The sequence below is a fragment of the Neobacillus sp. PS2-9 genome (assembly GCF_030915525.1).
In the GTDB taxonomy this organism is placed as follows: Bacteria; Bacillota; Bacilli; order Bacillales; family Cytobacillaceae; genus Neobacillus.
Genome location: NZ_CP133269.1, coordinates 3,286,075 through 3,303,342 on the forward strand (window position 1 = coordinate 3,286,075; position 17,268 = coordinate 3,303,342).

A 17,268-nucleotide genomic window follows, 5' to 3' on the forward strand; every position below is an offset into this window, starting at 1 on the left:
AACCATCATGGAAAAAACAAAGAATGATTTACTCTATTTAACACAAATGTATAAACGGATTTTAGACGAAGTGGATGTTGGTGTGCATGCGGTTGATGAAACCGGAAAAACGATTATCTATAATAAAAAAATGATGCAAATGGAATCGATGGACATACATGATGTAATGGATAAAAACCTACTCGATGTCTTCATGTTTAAGGATGACCAATCTAGTACTCTCGTAAAAGCACTACAGGAGAAGAAAGAAACAAGTAACGTAAAGCAAACTTATTTTAATAACAAGGGCCGTGAAGTTACCACGATCAACAATACTATTCCTATCTATTTAGATGAAAATCTTAAGGGTGCAGTTGAAATTGCAAAGGATGTTACTAAACTTGAACGGCTAATTAAAGGTAATTTGAATAGGGAGTCAACAAAATATACATTTGATTCCATTATAGGAACTAGTCCTGCAATTTTAGAGGTTAAAGAATCTGCTAAACGTGCAACTCGGACCTCTTCTTATGTATTGATTGTCGGTGATACAGGGACTGGGAAGGAACTTTTTGCTCAAAGCATACATAATGCCAGCGGGCGGTTATCTGCTCCATTTATTTCACAAAATTGTGCTGCACTGCCTGATAACTTAATTGAAAGTCTCCTTTTCGGCACAAAGCGGGGAGCATTCACGGGTGCAGTCGACACACCCGGGTTATTTGAACAAGCTAATGGTGGAACCTTGTTGCTTGATGAAATTAATTCATTAAATTTAAATCTTCAGGCGAAATTGCTCCGGGTTCTTCAGGAAAAAACAATAAAGAGAATAGGCGATACGAAGGATACACCGATCGATGTTAGGGTTATTGCGAACATGAATGAGGATCCGATTGATGCTATTGCCAATAACCGATTACGAAAAGACTTATATTATCGGCTCGGTGTTGTAACAATCTTTGTCCCTCCATTAAAAGATCGAAAAGAGGATATTCCATTATTGGTAGCTCATTTTATTGATAAATATAATGAGCGCTTTCAAATGAATGTAAAAGGATTATCAGAGGAAGTCCATTTGTCTTTCCTTGAATATGATTGGCACGGGAATGTTCGTGAACTTGAGCATATTATTGAAGCAGCGATGAACATTATGATGGATGAAGAAGTCATCATGTACTCCCATTTACCCTACCAATATCGTAGCAAACTGCAGCTAAAAGAGAGAATGATGCCATTATCCACTGTCGATACATTTTTAAAGGAAAATTCAGATGTAACTATACCTTTAAAAGACCAAATGGAGTTATTTGAAAAAACCTATATTGAGCATGTCCTAAAGAAAAATGATTTTAATATTTCAAGAGCAGCTAAGTCACTCGGATTAAGCCGCCAAAGCTTACAATACCGGTTGAAGAAATTGAGTTTAGATAGTAAATAGTAATTTTTTTGCATAACATTTCCATTTTTTCATCATAATATAAAAAAAGATGAGGTGAAAATGATGGGACTTCTAAACTCATTTAATCAATGGAGAGAAACAAGGTATCAAAACCACGTAACCAATATGAAAGATTTAGGTAAGTGTCCAGATTGTCAAGGTCGTGGCTATACTGTTTACCCTTATAATGAATATGCCTACTATAATTCGTTTGAATGTCCCGGTTGCCAAGGAAGCGGACATTATACGGATTGGGAAGAATTGAGATAATTCCGTGGAAACATCAATCAAATAGTAAAATTTGAATTCTGCTCATTAAAAATGCCCAGTATCTTTCAAACTGGGCATTTTTCAATAGTAGCTATAGTAGCTTTACATTCGTTTCTTTATCATGTCTTGATACGCTTTTGAGGTCCTAACCTCTACGGTTAAGGATCCTTTTCTTACAATTGCCTTCAAGATGACTGGCGCACCTGTCGTATTTTTAAATCTAAAATCTTTACCTCCATAGGATACTGTCGCATCTCTTCCAGTTGGAACATACCCTACCTGTAGTGAATGATGGTGCTTTTCGATATAACTTACACCTAATTTGTCAATGGCATTAAATAAGGTGGATGACGTTTGACAAATACCCCCACCTATACCATCAACCAGTTTCCCTTCTAAAGCTTCGGGTGCCTTTTGAAACCCGTGGGCTGCGTCACTTGGGCCCACAGTCGTATTAAACGAGAAAGAGTCCCCCTCACCAAGAATAACATTATTAATGGCTTGTGCTGATAAAGCTATATTTTTCGATCTTCCAACGACACCGCTATTAAAATGAGTAGTGTAAGATGAGACTAAGACTTCCCCTAAATGGGCTGCATCTTCCACTTTATATCCACTTGCTGTCACATATAATGGCACTTCCACATTTCCACCTTTTACAGATGACTGAGTCACTTTTTCTATCAATTCATCCTCATCTAATATGGTTTGTGGTGTCCCTTTTATAACCTGGCCCATTCCATCTAGCTTATCTAGAATCATTCTCCTATCATAGCCAGGGGTTGTTTCCGTTCCCCTCGCTAATTCTCTAGCTATTTTTGAAATCTCTGCTTTATACTTTTCAAGGTCAGTAGAAAAGCCCAATTCCTTCGGATTAAAAGTTTTTATAGTTGCTTTTGTTGTCGGATCAATTATACTTACAAACACCGGCTTTTCTACTTCCTTTTTCTTTTCCACTTTTTTCTCTACTTTTGTCTTCGGTTGTTGCTCAGATGCCTTTGTCTCTTTAATCGGTTGATCTGTACAACCTGCCAATAACACAAAATTCCCAGCCAATAAAATTGAAATAACCCTTGTGAGTTTTCCCATGTTCCCCCATCTTTTCCCCATTTATTTATTAAATCTAATTATTTCCTTTTTCATTTTCACATACTATTTGACGTTTTTAGACTGGATTTGGTTTCAGATAGTATTCCATTTTTATTTTCATTTTCCTGCAATTAAAAGGAATGAAACCAATAGATTTTATTTTACCATTATCTCTCTTTAATAAAATTACTTTTTCTTATAATAAAAATATGGAAATAAAAGGTTAGTTAACAAATAGGATAAATAAAGGGATTTTTACGGTTTCTTATGTCTTTTGCGGATCAAAAAGGGGGAATGTATCTTGTTAGATGCCTTAATTCTTCTTGCCATCCTGCTATTGTCTTTGTTTCTTATATTAGGGGTTGTATCTTATTTTAAACAGAATGGACTAAGGTGGCTTTACTTTATCCTCGCATCCATTTGCTTAGTGGGAATTATTTTTATGTTGTTTTATCATGATTGGAATTTGAATTTCCTTGCCTATAACGACGAGGAGAAAAATGATCCTCCTAAAATAGAAATCCCATCTGGAAATGATAAACAAAATGAAACTGATCCAGGAAAACAACAAACTCCTGTCAAGGACTCCCCTTCAGTAGACGAACCTGATGAAGAAAAACCAGATCAACCTACCCCTTCCACTCCTGTAAACATTCAAATTCCTGAAGATGAAATCATTGAATATACAGTAGTAAAAGGAGATACCCTTTGGTCCATTGCATCAAAAGCTAGTGTAACTGTAGAAAAAATCAAGAATTGGAACAATCTCTCATCCGATACTATCTATGTTGGCCAGGTTTTAAAATTGTATGGAAAGAATGTTGAACCGCCAAGAAATCAGCCTAATCAGGAGACTCCTCCAACTACTGGTCCTTCTGTCATCATTTCTAATGGAAAAACAAACCAAAAGGAAATTGCATTAACATTTGATGCCGGGAGCGATGCAGCAGGTATCAGCATCCTTGATGTCTTAAAGAAGCATAACGTGAAGGCGACCTTCTTTTTAACAGGTAAATGGGTTGAGAAATATCCATCCTTTGCCAAAAGAATCACCAATGAGGGGCATGAAATCGGAAACCACTCATACTCACACCCTGATGCCGTCAAAACTACAGCCAATGCATTTAAACAGGATATACTGAAGGCAGAACAAATAATTAAAAACACAACCGGCAAATCACCACGTCCATTTTTCCGTTTTCCTTATGGGTCTTATAATACAGACGCTCTAAAAATTGTTGGGGAAGCTGGTTATTCATATAGCGTTCAATGGTCTCTTGATACAATTGACTGGCAGCAACCTTCTACTGATGTAATTATTGAGCGAATTAAAGGTGGTGCAAGTAATGGTGATATCCTTCTCATGCATATTGGAGGAATTAATACACCAGCAGCAGTCGACCAAGTTATACCATGGTTAAAAACAAACGGATACCAACTTGTGCCATTAAGTGAAATTTTGAAATAAGTTCTAATTACACCCAACTAAGCCCCAGCTTCTTATGTTAATTGGCATAAAGCTGAATAATTTACCAACTTTAAGGTAAGTTTAAACCTAGGAAAAATTTTTCTAGGGGTGCTAAAAATGTCCGTTTTTGTTTACCAAACGTTTATTATTAAACAGGATAAATTTAAAGAAGGAATCGATAATTTAAGAGAGATTAAAAAATTTAGAAATGAAAACTACAACCATAAGGTAGAGATTTTAACTCCTGTATCTGGGGAGGACTATACCTATGCCTTGCTTTCGACTTATGAAGGGTTAGCGGAAATGGAATTACAAAGTAAGAAAATGTTCGAGGACGAGGAATATTTAGAGCTTATTGGTCCTTTTTTTCTAGAGCATGTCGCAGAAGGCAGCATGTATACTCAAATTTATCGTTCATTAGGTGAGGTAAAAATGGCGAAAAAAGAAGAGAAAAAATAATTTGTTCAACAAAACAAACCCAAAGAGTTCCTTTGGGTTTGTTTTGTTGTTGTTACTATTCGAATGTTGATTAGTCTCGTTCTAAAAGTGCCGCCCCTGCAATCCCAGGCTTTGTCATTTCATAAATGTCTAAAATGAGATCCAGTTCCTCTTCCGTTAACACATCATGCTGTAAACAAAGCTCTCGAACTGATTTACCACTAATCGTCGCTTCTCTAGCAATTCGAGCTGCGATTTCATATCCTAAATGAGGATTAACCGCCGTAATGATTCCTACACTCTTTTCTACATAATCTTTCATACGGGCTTCATTTGCTTCAATTCCTTTTAAACAATGTTCAGTAAAGGAAGCGAAACCATTATTCATGATACTGATAGATTGGAGCAAGTTAAACACCAAAACGGGTTCCATTACATTTAATTCGAGTTGTCCTGCCTCAGAAGCTAGGCAAATTGTATGATCATTCCCAATTACCTGGAAGGCAATTTGGTTAATCAGCTCTGGCATGACTGGATTTACCTTACCAGGCATAATAGATGATCCTGGTTGACGTGCTGGAAGAGAAATTTCTGCTAATCCTGCACGGGGACCAGAAGCCATTAAGCGAAGGTCGTTTGCTATTTTCGACATATTCATCATACAAACTTTTAATGCTGCTGACACCTCTGTATAGGCATCCGTGTTTTGGGTAGCATCCACTAAATGTTCAGCATTAACCAATGGCAGTCCACTAATTTCTGCGAGTTGAATGACAACATCTTTAATGTAAGCTGGATCAGCGTTTAAACCCGTCCCAACTGCTGTTGCCCCCATATTCACCTCATATAAATGAGCCCTTGATTGATGGATACGGTTTATATCTCTTTCCAATACTCTGCTATATGCCTCAAATTCTTGTCCGAGTCGAATCGGAACTGCATCTTGAAGATGGGTCCGTCCCATTTTAATGACATTTTCAAACTGTTTGGCTTTTGTCTTGAAAACCTTGTTCATTTCTTTCATCGTTTCAAGTAACTTTTCAAGCATTCTTAGTGTAGCTATATGAATAGCGGTAGGGAAAACATCATTAGTCGATTGAGACATATTCACATGAGTGTTTGGACTTAAATGGTTATAAGCTCCCTTTTCATGCCCTAGTAACTCTAGTGCCCTATTGGCAATGACTTCATTTGCATTCATATTCATCGATGTACCTGCTCCCCCTTGGATTGGGTCCACGATAAATTGATCATTCCATTTGCCTTCAATGACTTCATCGGCTGCCTGACTAATAACCTCTCCTAGTCCACTATACAACCGTTTCGTATTCATATTTGCGATTGCAGCCGCCTTTTTAACCATCGCTAACGCTTTAATGAGTTCTTCTTGAATGCGATAGCCCGTTATAGGGAAATTTTCTACCGCCCTAAGTGTTTGAATCCCGTAATAAGCATCTGCTGGTATGTCTTTTTTCCCTAAGAAGTCTTGTTCTACTCTTTTTATGTCCGCTGTCATCTGTCTCCCACCCTTGTAAATAAAAATATATACTTGTATATAAACATTTTATTACACCAAAATAATAACAGGAAAACACTTTCTTTGTCTCTCTTTTAACTGTTATTTCATTAATAACAGTATTCATAGTAGTCTAAGTTTTCTTATTTTTTTCAAAATGTATTGCCAGTATCTTCTCTAAAACACTAGTAAGTGCTATGATATTCTGCGAGATTACTATTTACAAGGATGGATGAAATGCAGAAGGTTCTATATTTCGCGCTATGTTGTGCTTTACTGCTACAAACAGGATGCAGTTTAAAGACAGCTATTGCCAAAGATATTAATAAAACAAAATCAGTATCAACCATAACAAAACAAGTCCAGATGAGCAAAGTATCACCTAAAATGAAAGAAAACCCTTTATTCAAACCAAAGGCGGATTTATCAATAAGTGCAGTAACATTTGCTTCTAGTAATGCTGTTTTGACAACAACCAACCTTCCAACAGATGTTTCAGGAGTTAGTTACTTTATTTGGAGAACAGCTGACGGGGTGGAAAATGGCAAGTTATTTCCATCTACTGAAAAAGAGAAAGAATTATCGTTTTTATTTGGCCCGAAAGAATTTTCAGGAAAGCGCGGAGAGTATCAGATTGAGGTATACGGAAAGACAATAACTGGCTCGGATGAGCTTTTGGCTAAGTCAACTGTAACCTTTCAACAGCACGTTCCAATCTTAATGTATCATGCCATTGATGAATTTAATGGTGAGGGATTGAAAGAACTGTTTGTGACACCAGGAAATTTTGAAGCTCAAATGCAATATTTAAAGGATAATGGCTATACACTCCTTACGTTTGAGCAATGGGGAGAAGTTAATAAAGTCAACAAGCCCATTCTTGTTACCTTTGACGACGGGATGAAAAATAACCTGAATGCTTTTCATATTTTACAAAAATTAAAGGATGAGACATTCAATCCCACCGCGACAGAATATGTCATTGGAGGTTATATCGATAGCGGCTCCTACCGATTATCCACTGAAGATATTAAAGAAATGGTGAACTCCGGAATCTTCTCCGTTCAATCCCATACGATGTCACATGCAGATCTTCCAAAAATAACGAATTTTGAGGAAGAGCTACAAGTGTCAAAGGAGAAAATTGAACAAGTAACCGGGAAGCCAGTAATTGCCATTGCCTATCCATATGGTCATTTTAACGAACAAGTAGTGGAGGAAACAAAAAAATACTACAAATTTGCTACAACCACAAAGCCTGGCCAATTTATTGAAAAAGGCCAGCCAGATGAATTTTTATTCATGCATCGTGTCCGAGTCTCTTACTCCACCACCATTAAAGAGTTTGCTGCATTAGTTGAAACCAAATAGGAGCTTTGAAAGCTCCTTTTTTAATCAAGCTATATGAAAGAGTGATTGAATTTTTTTAGTAACTGACCAAAGACTTTACGTTCCTCTTCTGACCAATCATTGATCACTTCTTCTAATCTCTCCAACCGTGCTTGCTTGTGCTCCTTATAAACCTTGGTTCCCAGTTCGGTAATTTGAAGTGAATAGGCCCTGCCGTCTAAAGGATCAGGTATACGATATAAATACCCCTTTTGCTCTAAAGCAGCTGCTTGTCTACTGATGGTGGAGATATCCAGCTGAAATTCACCTGCTAATACTTTCACACCTGCAGCGCCTCTATTAGCGATTCTTCTCAATAATAGATAGGCAGAGCGATCAAGAGTACCTAGTCTTTTATGACTTGAAATAGAGGTTGAACGACGAATTAAGATAGCCAATTCCAGTTCAATCATTTCCAAAGATTGTTCATTCATAACATTAACCCCACAATTAAACAAATTTCTTCATACTTAATGATAACACAATGAAATTTTAATATATAATGAAGGACGACTATTCCCATCAGAAAACACTATTGACGTAGTGTAAAATAGTTGTATAATACAATCATGTACTTTCATAATACAACTAATTGAAAAACTAGGAAACCAATTAGGTATTAATTAAAGGCTGTGTTAAAGAACAATGTTGATTTTTACACCCTGTTGATTGGAGCGGAAGGCACGAAGACTCCTGTGGGAGTATGGTTCAGGGGAGACCCCGCAGGCGCATGCGCCGAGGAGGCTCGCCGAAACACCCACGGAAAGCGAAGTGCCTGGAGCGGAAATCAACAGGCTAGTTTAACAGAGCCTAATTAAAAATAAAGGTATAGGAGAAAGTAAATAAGAAAAGGAGAAATGTCCATGTCATCTTCAACACAATCTGTTACTAAAACACCCTCTGACAACACTAAAAAGGGAGGTTTATTAACCCAGCCAAAAGCCGTTTGGGCTGTTTTTTTTGCGAGTATTATTGCCTTTATGGGACTCGGTCTAGTGGATCCGATTTTACCAGCAATAGCGGAGCAATTACACGCTTCCCATAGTCAAGTAACGTTGCTATTCACCAGTTATAATGCCGTTATGGCCGTAGCCATGCTCATTACTGGAATGATTTCCTCAAGGCTGGGTATTAAATGGACCTTACTAGCTGGTATTGTCATCATTGCTGTATTTTCAGCACTTGGAGGATTTTCGAATGGCATTTGGACACTCGTTGGACTTCGTGGAGGCTGGGGACTTGGTAATGCCTTATTTGTGGCAACCGCTTTAGCTGCCATCGTTTCACTCTCAAATAGCGGAACAGCCAAAGCCATTATATTATACGAAGCAGCCATAGGACTTGGTATATCTGTAGGACCACTTCTTGGCGGCTGGTTGGGTGCTATGTCATGGAGAGGTCCATTTCTTGGTGTTGCGTGCCTTATGGTTATCGCTTTCATTGGTTTAGTTGTTTTAATGCCTAAGGCTACAAAAACAACTAACGTACAAACAAAAACATCATTATTAGATCCATTCCGTGCCTTAAAACACCGTTCCTTATTAATATTTGGTATTGCTGCGGCTTTATACAACTTTGGGTTCTTTACTTTATTAGCTTATGCTCCTTTTGTTATGGGATTGGATGAGCATGGATTAGGTTATGTTTTCCTCGGATGGGGTATATTATTGGCTGTTACTTCTGTATTCATGGCTCCAAAGCTTCAACAATGGTTTGGCACGATTAAGTCAATGTGTGCTATGTTAACACTATTCGCCCTACTTCTTGTTGCAATGGGTGTCTGGACCTCTACACAATGGGTAGTCATTGGATCAGTTATTTTAGCAGGAGCATTTTTAGGAAATAACAATACGTTGATTACAACTGCAGTAATGAATGCAGCACCAGTTGAGCGTGCAACTGCATCTGCAGCCTATAGCTTCCTTCGGTTTATTGGAGGCGCGATCGCTCCATTTACAGCTGGGAAACTAGCAGAACTTTATAATCCAAGTCTTCCGTTTTTAGTGGGAGCAGGATTTGTCTTTATTTCTGTGGTATTTATCTTAATAAATAAATCACATATTAACCACGTAGATGATGTCGAAATTGGTCATTAAAGAAAAAAATGGATCTCCGGTTAACCCGGCAGATCCATTTTTAATTGTTAATGGATATCCCTTTTCTTGAAGCGTCCTCCACGGACTTCTGAGATATCAGCGATTGCTAAAAAGGCTGAAGGATCTATTTCCTCCACAATGGTGGTAAGTTTAGATTCTTCAAGTCTTGTGATGATACTAAAGATGACCTTTTTATTATCCCCTGTATAGGCTCCTTCTCCATTAAGATAGGTTACTCCCCGTCCTAAACGAGCATTTACCGCATTTCCTATCTCTTCTGCTTCATCACTAATAATCCATACAGATTTAGATTCTTCTAATCCTGCTACCACGGTATCTATAGCCTTCATAGCAATGACATAGGCTAAAAGGGAGTACATGGCACGATCCCAGGTAAAGACAAATCCAGCTGCAGCTAAAATGAACACATTTATGAACATAATAATTTGCCCTACAGAGAAAGGCACTTTTTTGGTAATCACTAATGCAAGTATTTCTGTACCATCTAAAGCTCCACCATTCCGAATGACCAAACCTACGCCTATACCTAAGATCATTCCTCCAAAAACAGTGGCAAGTAGAATATCTTCTGTAAAGGGTGGAATTGGATGAAAAAATGAAGTGAATATGGATAAAACAATAATTCCATATATGGTAGAAAACGCAAAGGTTTTCCCCATTTGTTTATACCCTAAATAAACAAATGGCAAATTGAGGATGAATAGAAACAGTCCTAATTTCCATCCGGAGATATGAGCAAGCATAATAGATATACCTGTTATCCCTCCGTCGATGACATGGTTGGGAACCAAAAAGATTTCTAACCCTGTGGCCATGAGAATGGCACCAATTGTAATGGCTATTACTCGAAGAATCACTTTACTGAGGGGAAGTTTGCGGTGTTGGATAGTAGTTTTAGTGATTTCTGTCATTTAGTCACACCCTTCTGTAATTTCGCTTTAATGTATTCATTCTTTAAAGCACTATACTTATTATAACATATTTCAGCAAAAAAATGAACCCTAGTTCACTTTTTAACTTACTAGTAAGAGTTATATGGGGTAATTATATTCAATGAACAATATGTAAAAAACCGTACTCACTAATGTGAACACGGTTTTTTATTACTTTATCACTACACCATAATTTTACAAATATCATTTGTAAATTCAACTGGGTCCTGAATAGGTAATCCTTCTATTAATAGTGCTTGATTAAATAATAATTTTGTATACAGATCTAGTTTTTCTTTATCGTTTTCAAATGCTTCTTTTAACGATTGGAATACTTCATGATTTTTGTTGATTTCCAATACTTTTTCTGCTTTGATATTTTGGTTATCTGGCATTGCAGCAAGAATTTTTTCCATTTCGATAGAAATTTCGCCCTCAGTTGCCAAGCAAACCGGGTGTGATTTTAACCTTTTAGAAATTCTAACATCCTTCACTTTGCCAGCTAAAGTTTTCTTCATAAAGTCAAAGAGTTCCTGATTTTCGTTATCCTGTGTTTCGGAATCTTCCTTGCTCTCTTCCCCTTCGATTCCTAAGTCACCACTAGAAATTGATTTAAATTCCTTTTCCTTATATGTCATTACCATTTTAATTGCGAACTCATCGATATCATCTGTAAAGAATAAAATATCATAGCCTTTTTCAGAAACGAACTCAGTCTGTGGCAGTTTTTCTAATCTCTCAATTGAATCTCCTGCTGCATAGTAAATGTACTTTTGTTCTTCAGGCATATTAGAAATATATTCGTCTAATGTAACTAATTTCTTCTCTTTAGAAGAGTAGAACATGAGCAGATCCTGTAATACCTCTTTGTTAGCACCAAAATCACTATACACACCATATTTTAACTGACGGCCAAATGATTGATAGAATTCTTCATATTTTTCTCGTTCATTTTTTAAGATGCTCTGCAATTCACTTTTGATTTTTTTAGAAATATTTTTAGCAATCAGTTTCAACTGCCGATCATGCTGCAGCATTTCTCTTGAAATGTTTAGTGATAAATCCTCCGAATCCACCATCCCTTTGACGAAACTAAAATAGTCAGGAAGGAGGTCTGCACACTTGTCCATGATTAAAACACCATTAGAATAAAGCTCTAAGCCCTTTTCAAATTCCTTTGAATAATAATCAAATGGGATTTTTTCTGGGATATATAGAATCGCATTATATCTTACCGTTCCATCAACACTGATATGGATATGTTTGATTGGTTTGTCAAAACCATAGCGTTTTTCAGCATAAAAATTTTGGTAATCTTCATCTGTTAACTCACTTTTATTCTTTCTCCAAATTGGAACCATGCTATTAATTATTTGTTCTTCTTGATAGTCCTCGTATTCGGATTCACTGCCTTCCTTCAGTCTTCTATCAGTGACGTCCATTTTTATTGGATAACGAATAAAGTCTGAATATTTTTTGATAATCGACTTTAAGCGATATTCCTCTAAATACTCATCGTAGCTTTCGTCTTCTGTATTCTCTTTCAATTTTAAAATTATCTCTGTGCCAACTGAATCCTTTTCAACCATCTCAAGGGTATAGCCTTCAGCACCCTCGGATTCCCACTTATAAGCCTCGTCACTTCCTAAAGCTTTACTAATAACGGTAACAACGTCTGCAACCATAAATGCTGCATAAAATCCTACACCAAATTGCCCGATAATATCGTAGCCATCTTTTAACTCATTCTCTTTTTTAAAGGCCAAGGAACCACTTTTGGCAATTGTCCCAAGGTTAGTTTCCAACTCATCCTTGGTCATACCAATACCAGTATCTATTATTTTCAAGATCCTGTTTTCTTTATCTGCAACCACTTTAATAAAATAATTATCTTGGTCAAAACTTAATGAGTCGTCAGTTAATGCCTTGTAATAGATTTTATCAATCGCATCACTTGCGTTTGATATTAACTCCCGTAAGAAAATCTCGCGATGAGTATAGATGGAGTTGATCATCATGTCTAATAATCGCTTTGATTCTGCTTTAAACTGTTTTGTTTCCATTAAGACCTCTCCTTTATTTTCAACTTCATAAAAATATATGGAGGCTGTATCGTTCAGCCGCATCTACATTTAGCACTCAACAAAAGAGAGTGCTAACCACTATTTTTTAATAACATATCTAGTTGTTTTCTGTCAATATTTTTACCTATGAACTGTAAAATTGTGCCCTTTCACGCTTAAAAATCTTCATAACATCAACACCATAAATGCATACAATCTGCAAAATTTAGAGCTATGATGGGTTTGTGATAAAGAAAAGGAGGAAGTCAATTATGAAGAAATTTGCAGTTGGAATTATTAGTGCGGCTTTAATTCTTGGAGCAGGTACTGCAGTCTTTGCTGCAGGAAACACTGAATCTAGTAATGGAATTAGCTTTGAAAAGATGTTTCCTTTTATGGAAAAAATGTATCCTACCTCAACCAAGGAAGAGCTAAAGGAAATGTACAAAGCTTGCCATGTGAATGGTGGAATGATGGGTAGCAAAAGCGGAATTACAACGGATGAAACAATGATGAATAATTTTTAAAATGCATATGATAGAGGCAGACATAGGTCTACCTCTATTTTTTAGGTGATTTTCTTAAGCCACCTTATTTGTCTCACACTGCACACTATGTAAGATACCAATGATATTCCGGCTATACCAAGGGATCCTTTCCAAATTAAAGGATGATTTAAATAGGTCCCGGTAAAAGTGCCAATAACTCCAAGTATACCTAAATAAGACAACTGCTTTTTCTGATTTTCATAGATTTGAAATTGAAATTCTTTCTGCTTCTCAGATTCCTTTACCGCAAGAAGTTTATGTGGGATTTCAATCATTTCAGTAATAGCATGAAACACTTGGAAAATCGGCTGTGACTGAATCCATTTTAAAATTAGCTTCCATTTATTTTGGTTCCCTTGGTTCAACCACTCCATAAAAGCAGGTTTTGCAACTTCTAAAAACTCTTGATTTGGATTAATGGTATGAAGCATTCCCTCAATCGTAACAAAGGAACGCCCAAAAAAGATGAATCTGGTAGGAACTTGAATGGGAAGTGATTTTACCATTTCATTAAGATCTTTTTTCACTTGAAACAGATCCATTTCCTTTAACTGATTCAGATCAATTGAAAGTGCTTCTTTTAAAATTGGTTCCATCGTTTTTAGATTTGTTTCCGGTAATAAGAAGCCTAGATCAAACAAAACTTTTACTGCCATTGAATAATTCTTCGCTAGGATTGCCTGTAACAGCTCTTGGAAATTGGCAGCATCTTTTTTCGATATTTCCCCCACCATTCCAAAATCAATTAGGACAATCGTCCCATCTGATTTTACTAATACGTTACCTGCATGTGGATCTGCATGAAAAGTCCCCGCTTCTAACCACTGTGGAATAAAAATTCGAAAGAGCCGTTGAGATAATTCTACTCTATTAATAGAATGGCGGTCTAAATACTCCTCATCTGTAATCCTTGTTCCTTCCACCCAATCCATCACTAAAACCTGTGAGGTGCAAAGTTGCGGATATACATTTGGTATCATAAATTTTTCAATTGTTTGGAATCGCTGACGAAAATGGTTGACGGATTCCATCTCTTTGTAAAAATCAACTTCTCTTTCAATCACTGTTTTTAGTTCTTGGAACAACATTTTAAAATTAATGAATCCCTTTGGAACAGGTGCAAAATGGTGAGCAAACCAAATAATAATAGAAAGTGAACGAAAATCAGTTCGAATAATGGACCGTATGGTTGGTCTCTGCACCTTTACCGCTATATCCGTTCCATCTTTTAGTTTGCCACGATACACTTCCCCAATTGATGCGGAAGCTATTGCTGTTTTTTCAATTGATTGCAACTTATCTTCAATCGGACTCTCCCATTCTCTTTCTAAGACTAGTTTAATATCTTCCCATGGAGAAGGTGGTACTTTGTCAACTAAGTCTTGAATTTGTTCGACAAATTTACTGGGAAGCAAGTCTGCTCGTATACTTAGAAATTGACCTACTTTAATTAATAGACCCTCTAGTTCAAATAAAATCTGACGAAATTCTCTACCAATTCTGCCCCATAGATTTTCGCGCTCGGACAAAGGTTTTCTTGCCAATCGATACCAGTAAAATCTTAATAATACTGATAAAGCAAAGGATAGGATTCGCCACATACGGTACCAATTTCTATTAGGTTTCATTTCTAAGCTCCTCTCAAAAAGCTTGACGAGAAAAAATCTTTTTATAAATTTTACCAGTAACTTATATAAGCTGTATATTAAATTTTATAAAAGAAAAACCAGGCAGCAGCCTGGTTTTTGTTAGAGCGAACCTAATATAAAATAAAGTAGAAAGAAAAAGGCAATGACATACATTGTGACCGATACTTCCTTCTTCTGGCCAGTTACAACCTTAAGAATTGGATAGGCGATGAAGCCAAATGCAATCCCGTTTGCAATACTAAAAGATAGAGGCATGATCGCCATCATTAAGTAAGCAGGAAAGGCTTCAGTAAAATCATTGAAAGGTATTTCCTTAAGACTCTGAACCATCAAACACCCTACAATGATAAGGACAGGCGAAATAGCTTCATTCGGGATTATTTTAAATAGTGGCACTAGGAATAATGCTGGTAAAAACAACAAACCTGTCGTAAACGAGGTTAACCCTGTGCGTCCACCTGCAGCAATACCAGTAGCTGATTCTGCAGCAGTTGTCGTTGGACTACACCCCAACAGTCCTGCACTAATTACCGAAAAAGCATTGGCCTGAAAGGACTTTCGGAACTTAGACTTATCAGCAAGCATCCCAAGTTGCGCACCCATGTTTTGGAAAATGATAACCATTGATAATGAAAATACTGCTGTCCAAAAATTAACCGTACCAATCTGACTGAAATCAAAAGCAAAGAAGATCTGATCATATCCACTAAAGGAAAAACTAAAATCCTTAAGAGTCGAAAAATCCACGATACCAAGTAATGAACCAATGAGGGTACCAGCAATAATTCCGATTAAAAAATTCCCTTTCACATTACGCAAGAAAAGTGGAACCAATATCAGCAATGTAAGTAACGTTGTAAGGGTATGAGGGCTCCCTAAGTCACCTAGCTTAACAAAAGTTCCTTCACTTGCCACAATCAGCCCACCATTTTTCAATCCTAGGAAAGCAATAAATAGGCCAATTCCTGCCGTCATTGAGTTAATCATCGATTTAGGAATGGAACGTGATAGATAGACTGCTCCTTTTGTAACGGTAGTAAGCAAAAAGACGATACCTGCTAAAAAAACTACAGCAAGTGCCTGTTGCCACGATAACCCCAGCGAAAAGACAAGGGTAAATACAAAAAATGCATTATCCCCCATTCCTGGAATAATAACTAAAGGAGAATTTGCCCATAGTGCCATCAACATACAGCCCAAAAAGCAACAAATCACTGTTACTAGTGTTACCGCCTCATAGGGCATTCCCGCTTTACTTAAAATAGCACCATTTACGGCAATAATATAAGCAACTGTCATAAACGAGGTTAATCCGGCAAGTACCTCTGTCTTTATACTCGATTGTTCTTTTTCAATATGAAATAAACCATTTAATAACTTATTCAATCAAAGTTACCCCTTTTGTTTACACGAGTTCAAGGATGTAATTCGTGTTATAATTATGTTACCAATATTTTTAAAAGTTACCCAAACCTGAAAGGTTGTATGTTCATGATTACCAGCATCTCAGAAATTGCCATTTTCTCTGATATTCCTAATGTTGATTTACCCCATTTACTTCCACTACTTAAGGAAAAAAAATTTAAAAAGAATCATGTCCTTATGTTTGAAAATGATCAAGGTGATGATGTGTATATCATCCGCTCAGGAATGGTGAAAATTTATCGTAATCATGAAGGAAAAGAAATCGTTCTTAGCATTGCCATGCCAGGAGATATCGTAGGAGAAGTGGAAGCTTTGTCAAATGACAACCACCGAATTTCCTCTATTGAAGCCCTTGAAAATGTAACAGCTTGGCAAATTACGAAACAAGATTTCCTTTTAATTGTAGATAAGTATCCTTCTATTTTAAGGAAGGCCTATTTGATTCTCGTTGAGAGAACACGGATGTTAAACCGGTTAGTTCGCTACTTGACCTTTTATGATGTCCGTACCAAAGCAGCAAATCTGTTAATGGATCTCTATTATAATTTTGGAAAACCAAGTGATTCGATTTTTAAAATTGAATTTAAAATCAACCAATCCCTACTAGCAAGTATGCTGGGTGTCACCAGAGAATCCATATCGAAAACACTGGGTGATTTTCAAAATGAAGGTCTTATTGATATTCGCGATAAATATTTTTATCTACTAGATAAAAGTCGGTTAGAAGCCATGTGTAGTGAAACAGAGGAAGTTCCCACGCTTCGAAAGTGGTATAACATTTAATACCTATACTAATATACCAAATGAAAGCGTTGTATTTCAGTTATCCCTCTAACGAATATTTTGTTAACTGGTTCACAAAAATGAAGTTATCTCCATAACAGATTGTATTAGGTCAATATGCTATGCTTACTTTGGACAAGTGGGACACCTATTACAATTCTATG

The 17,268-nt window shown here is 36.7% G+C and carries 15 protein-coding genes; 8 read left to right on the forward strand and 7 right to left on the reverse strand.

All coding sequences use genetic code 11. The features are described 5' to 3' along the window. The first annotated feature begins 7 nt into the window (after positions 1-7). Positions 8-1,417: a sigma-54 interaction domain-containing protein gene (locus tag RCG25_RS16535; RefSeq protein WP_308079922.1), complete on the forward strand. Its 1,410-nt coding sequence runs from the start codon at positions 8-10 to the stop codon at positions 1,415-1,417. Positions 1,418-1,477: 60 nt separating this feature from the next. Next, positions 1,478-1,687, forward strand: a complete 210-nt coding sequence (locus RCG25_RS16540) for a methionine aminopeptidase (protein WP_308079923.1) — start codon at positions 1,478-1,480, stop codon at positions 1,685-1,687. A 102-nt stretch (positions 1,688-1,789) separates the two neighbouring features. On the opposite strand, the gene RCG25_RS16545 is transcribed toward RCG25_RS16540, so the two are convergent. Further along, a complete protein-coding gene (locus RCG25_RS16545; protein ID WP_308079924.1) occupies positions 1,790-2,776 on the reverse strand; it encodes a VanW family protein in 987 nt (328 codons plus the stop codon). 301 nt (positions 2,777-3,077) lie between these two features. Between RCG25_RS16545 and RCG25_RS16550 the strand changes: the two genes are divergently transcribed. Next, positions 3,078-4,244, forward strand: coding sequence for a polysaccharide deacetylase family protein (locus RCG25_RS16550; protein ID WP_308079925.1), 1,167 nt, complete (start codon positions 3,078-3,080; stop codon positions 4,242-4,244). Between the two features lie 117 nt (positions 4,245-4,361). Beyond that, positions 4,362-4,703 (forward strand): hypothetical protein, encoded by a 342-nt coding sequence (locus tag RCG25_RS16555; protein ID WP_308079926.1) that lies wholly within the window; start codon positions 4,362-4,364, stop codon positions 4,701-4,703. A 70-nt stretch (positions 4,704-4,773) separates the two neighbouring features. On the opposite strand, the gene aspA is transcribed toward RCG25_RS16555, so the two are convergent. Then, on the reverse strand, positions 4,774-6,198 hold the full coding sequence (aspA, locus tag RCG25_RS16560) for an aspartate ammonia-lyase (protein WP_308079927.1): 1,425 nt from the start codon (positions 6,196-6,198) through the stop codon (positions 4,774-4,776). Positions 6,199-6,435: 237 nt separating this feature from the next. Here aspA and RCG25_RS16565 point away from each other — a divergent pair, with 237 nt between their 5' ends. Continuing rightward, positions 6,436-7,569, forward strand: a complete 1,134-nt coding sequence (locus tag RCG25_RS16565; RefSeq protein WP_308079928.1) for a polysaccharide deacetylase family protein — start codon at positions 6,436-6,438, stop codon at positions 7,567-7,569. Between the two features lie 29 nt (positions 7,570-7,598). Here the strand turns inward: RCG25_RS16565 and RCG25_RS16570 are convergent, their stop codons facing one another. Beyond that, complete coding sequence (locus tag RCG25_RS16570; RefSeq protein ID WP_308079929.1) at positions 7,599-8,021, reverse strand: MarR family winged helix-turn-helix transcriptional regulator; 423 nt, start codon at positions 8,019-8,021, stop codon at positions 7,599-7,601. Positions 8,022-8,450: 429 nt separating this feature from the next. Here RCG25_RS16570 and RCG25_RS16575 point away from each other — a divergent pair, with 429 nt between their 5' ends. Next, entirely contained in the window at positions 8,451-9,683 is a 1,233-nt protein-coding gene (locus RCG25_RS16575) for an MFS transporter (RefSeq protein WP_308079930.1), read from the forward strand. A gap of 47 nt (positions 9,684-9,730) precedes the next feature. On the opposite strand, the gene RCG25_RS16580 is transcribed toward RCG25_RS16575, so the two are convergent. Then, positions 9,731-10,615 carry a YitT family protein gene (locus RCG25_RS16580; RefSeq protein ID WP_308079931.1) on the reverse strand — a complete coding sequence of 295 codons (885 nt, stop codon included), beginning with the start codon at positions 10,613-10,615 and terminating at the stop codon, positions 9,731-9,733. A gap of 203 nt (positions 10,616-10,818) precedes the next feature. After that, a complete protein-coding gene (gene htpG, locus RCG25_RS16585) occupies positions 10,819-12,699 on the reverse strand; it encodes a molecular chaperone HtpG (protein ID WP_308079932.1) in 1,881 nt (626 codons plus the stop codon). Positions 12,700-12,971: 272 nt separating this feature from the next. On the opposite strand from htpG, the gene RCG25_RS16590 reads away from it, so the two are divergent. Next, positions 12,972-13,226 (forward strand): hypothetical protein, encoded by a 255-nt coding sequence (locus RCG25_RS16590; RefSeq protein ID WP_308079933.1) that lies wholly within the window; start codon positions 12,972-12,974, stop codon positions 13,224-13,226. A gap of 41 nt (positions 13,227-13,267) precedes the next feature. On the opposite strand, the gene RCG25_RS16595 is transcribed toward RCG25_RS16590, so the two are convergent. Both RCG25_RS16595 and RCG25_RS16600 read right to left on the reverse strand, forming a co-directional pair. Next, complete coding sequence (locus tag RCG25_RS16595) at positions 13,268-14,875, reverse strand: ABC1 kinase family protein (protein ID WP_308079934.1); 1,608 nt, start codon at positions 14,873-14,875, stop codon at positions 13,268-13,270. A 120-nt stretch (positions 14,876-14,995) separates the two neighbouring features. Further along, on the reverse strand, positions 14,996-16,282 hold the full coding sequence (locus RCG25_RS16600; protein WP_308079935.1) for an NCS2 family permease: 1,287 nt from the start codon (positions 16,280-16,282) through the stop codon (positions 14,996-14,998). Positions 16,283-16,387: 105 nt separating this feature from the next. Here RCG25_RS16600 and RCG25_RS16605 point away from each other — a divergent pair, with 105 nt between their 5' ends. Beyond that, positions 16,388-17,104 carry a Crp/Fnr family transcriptional regulator gene (locus RCG25_RS16605; protein WP_308079936.1) on the forward strand — a complete coding sequence of 239 codons (717 nt, stop codon included), beginning with the start codon at positions 16,388-16,390 and terminating at the stop codon, positions 17,102-17,104. The last annotated feature ends 164 nt before the right edge of the window (positions 17,105-17,268 follow it).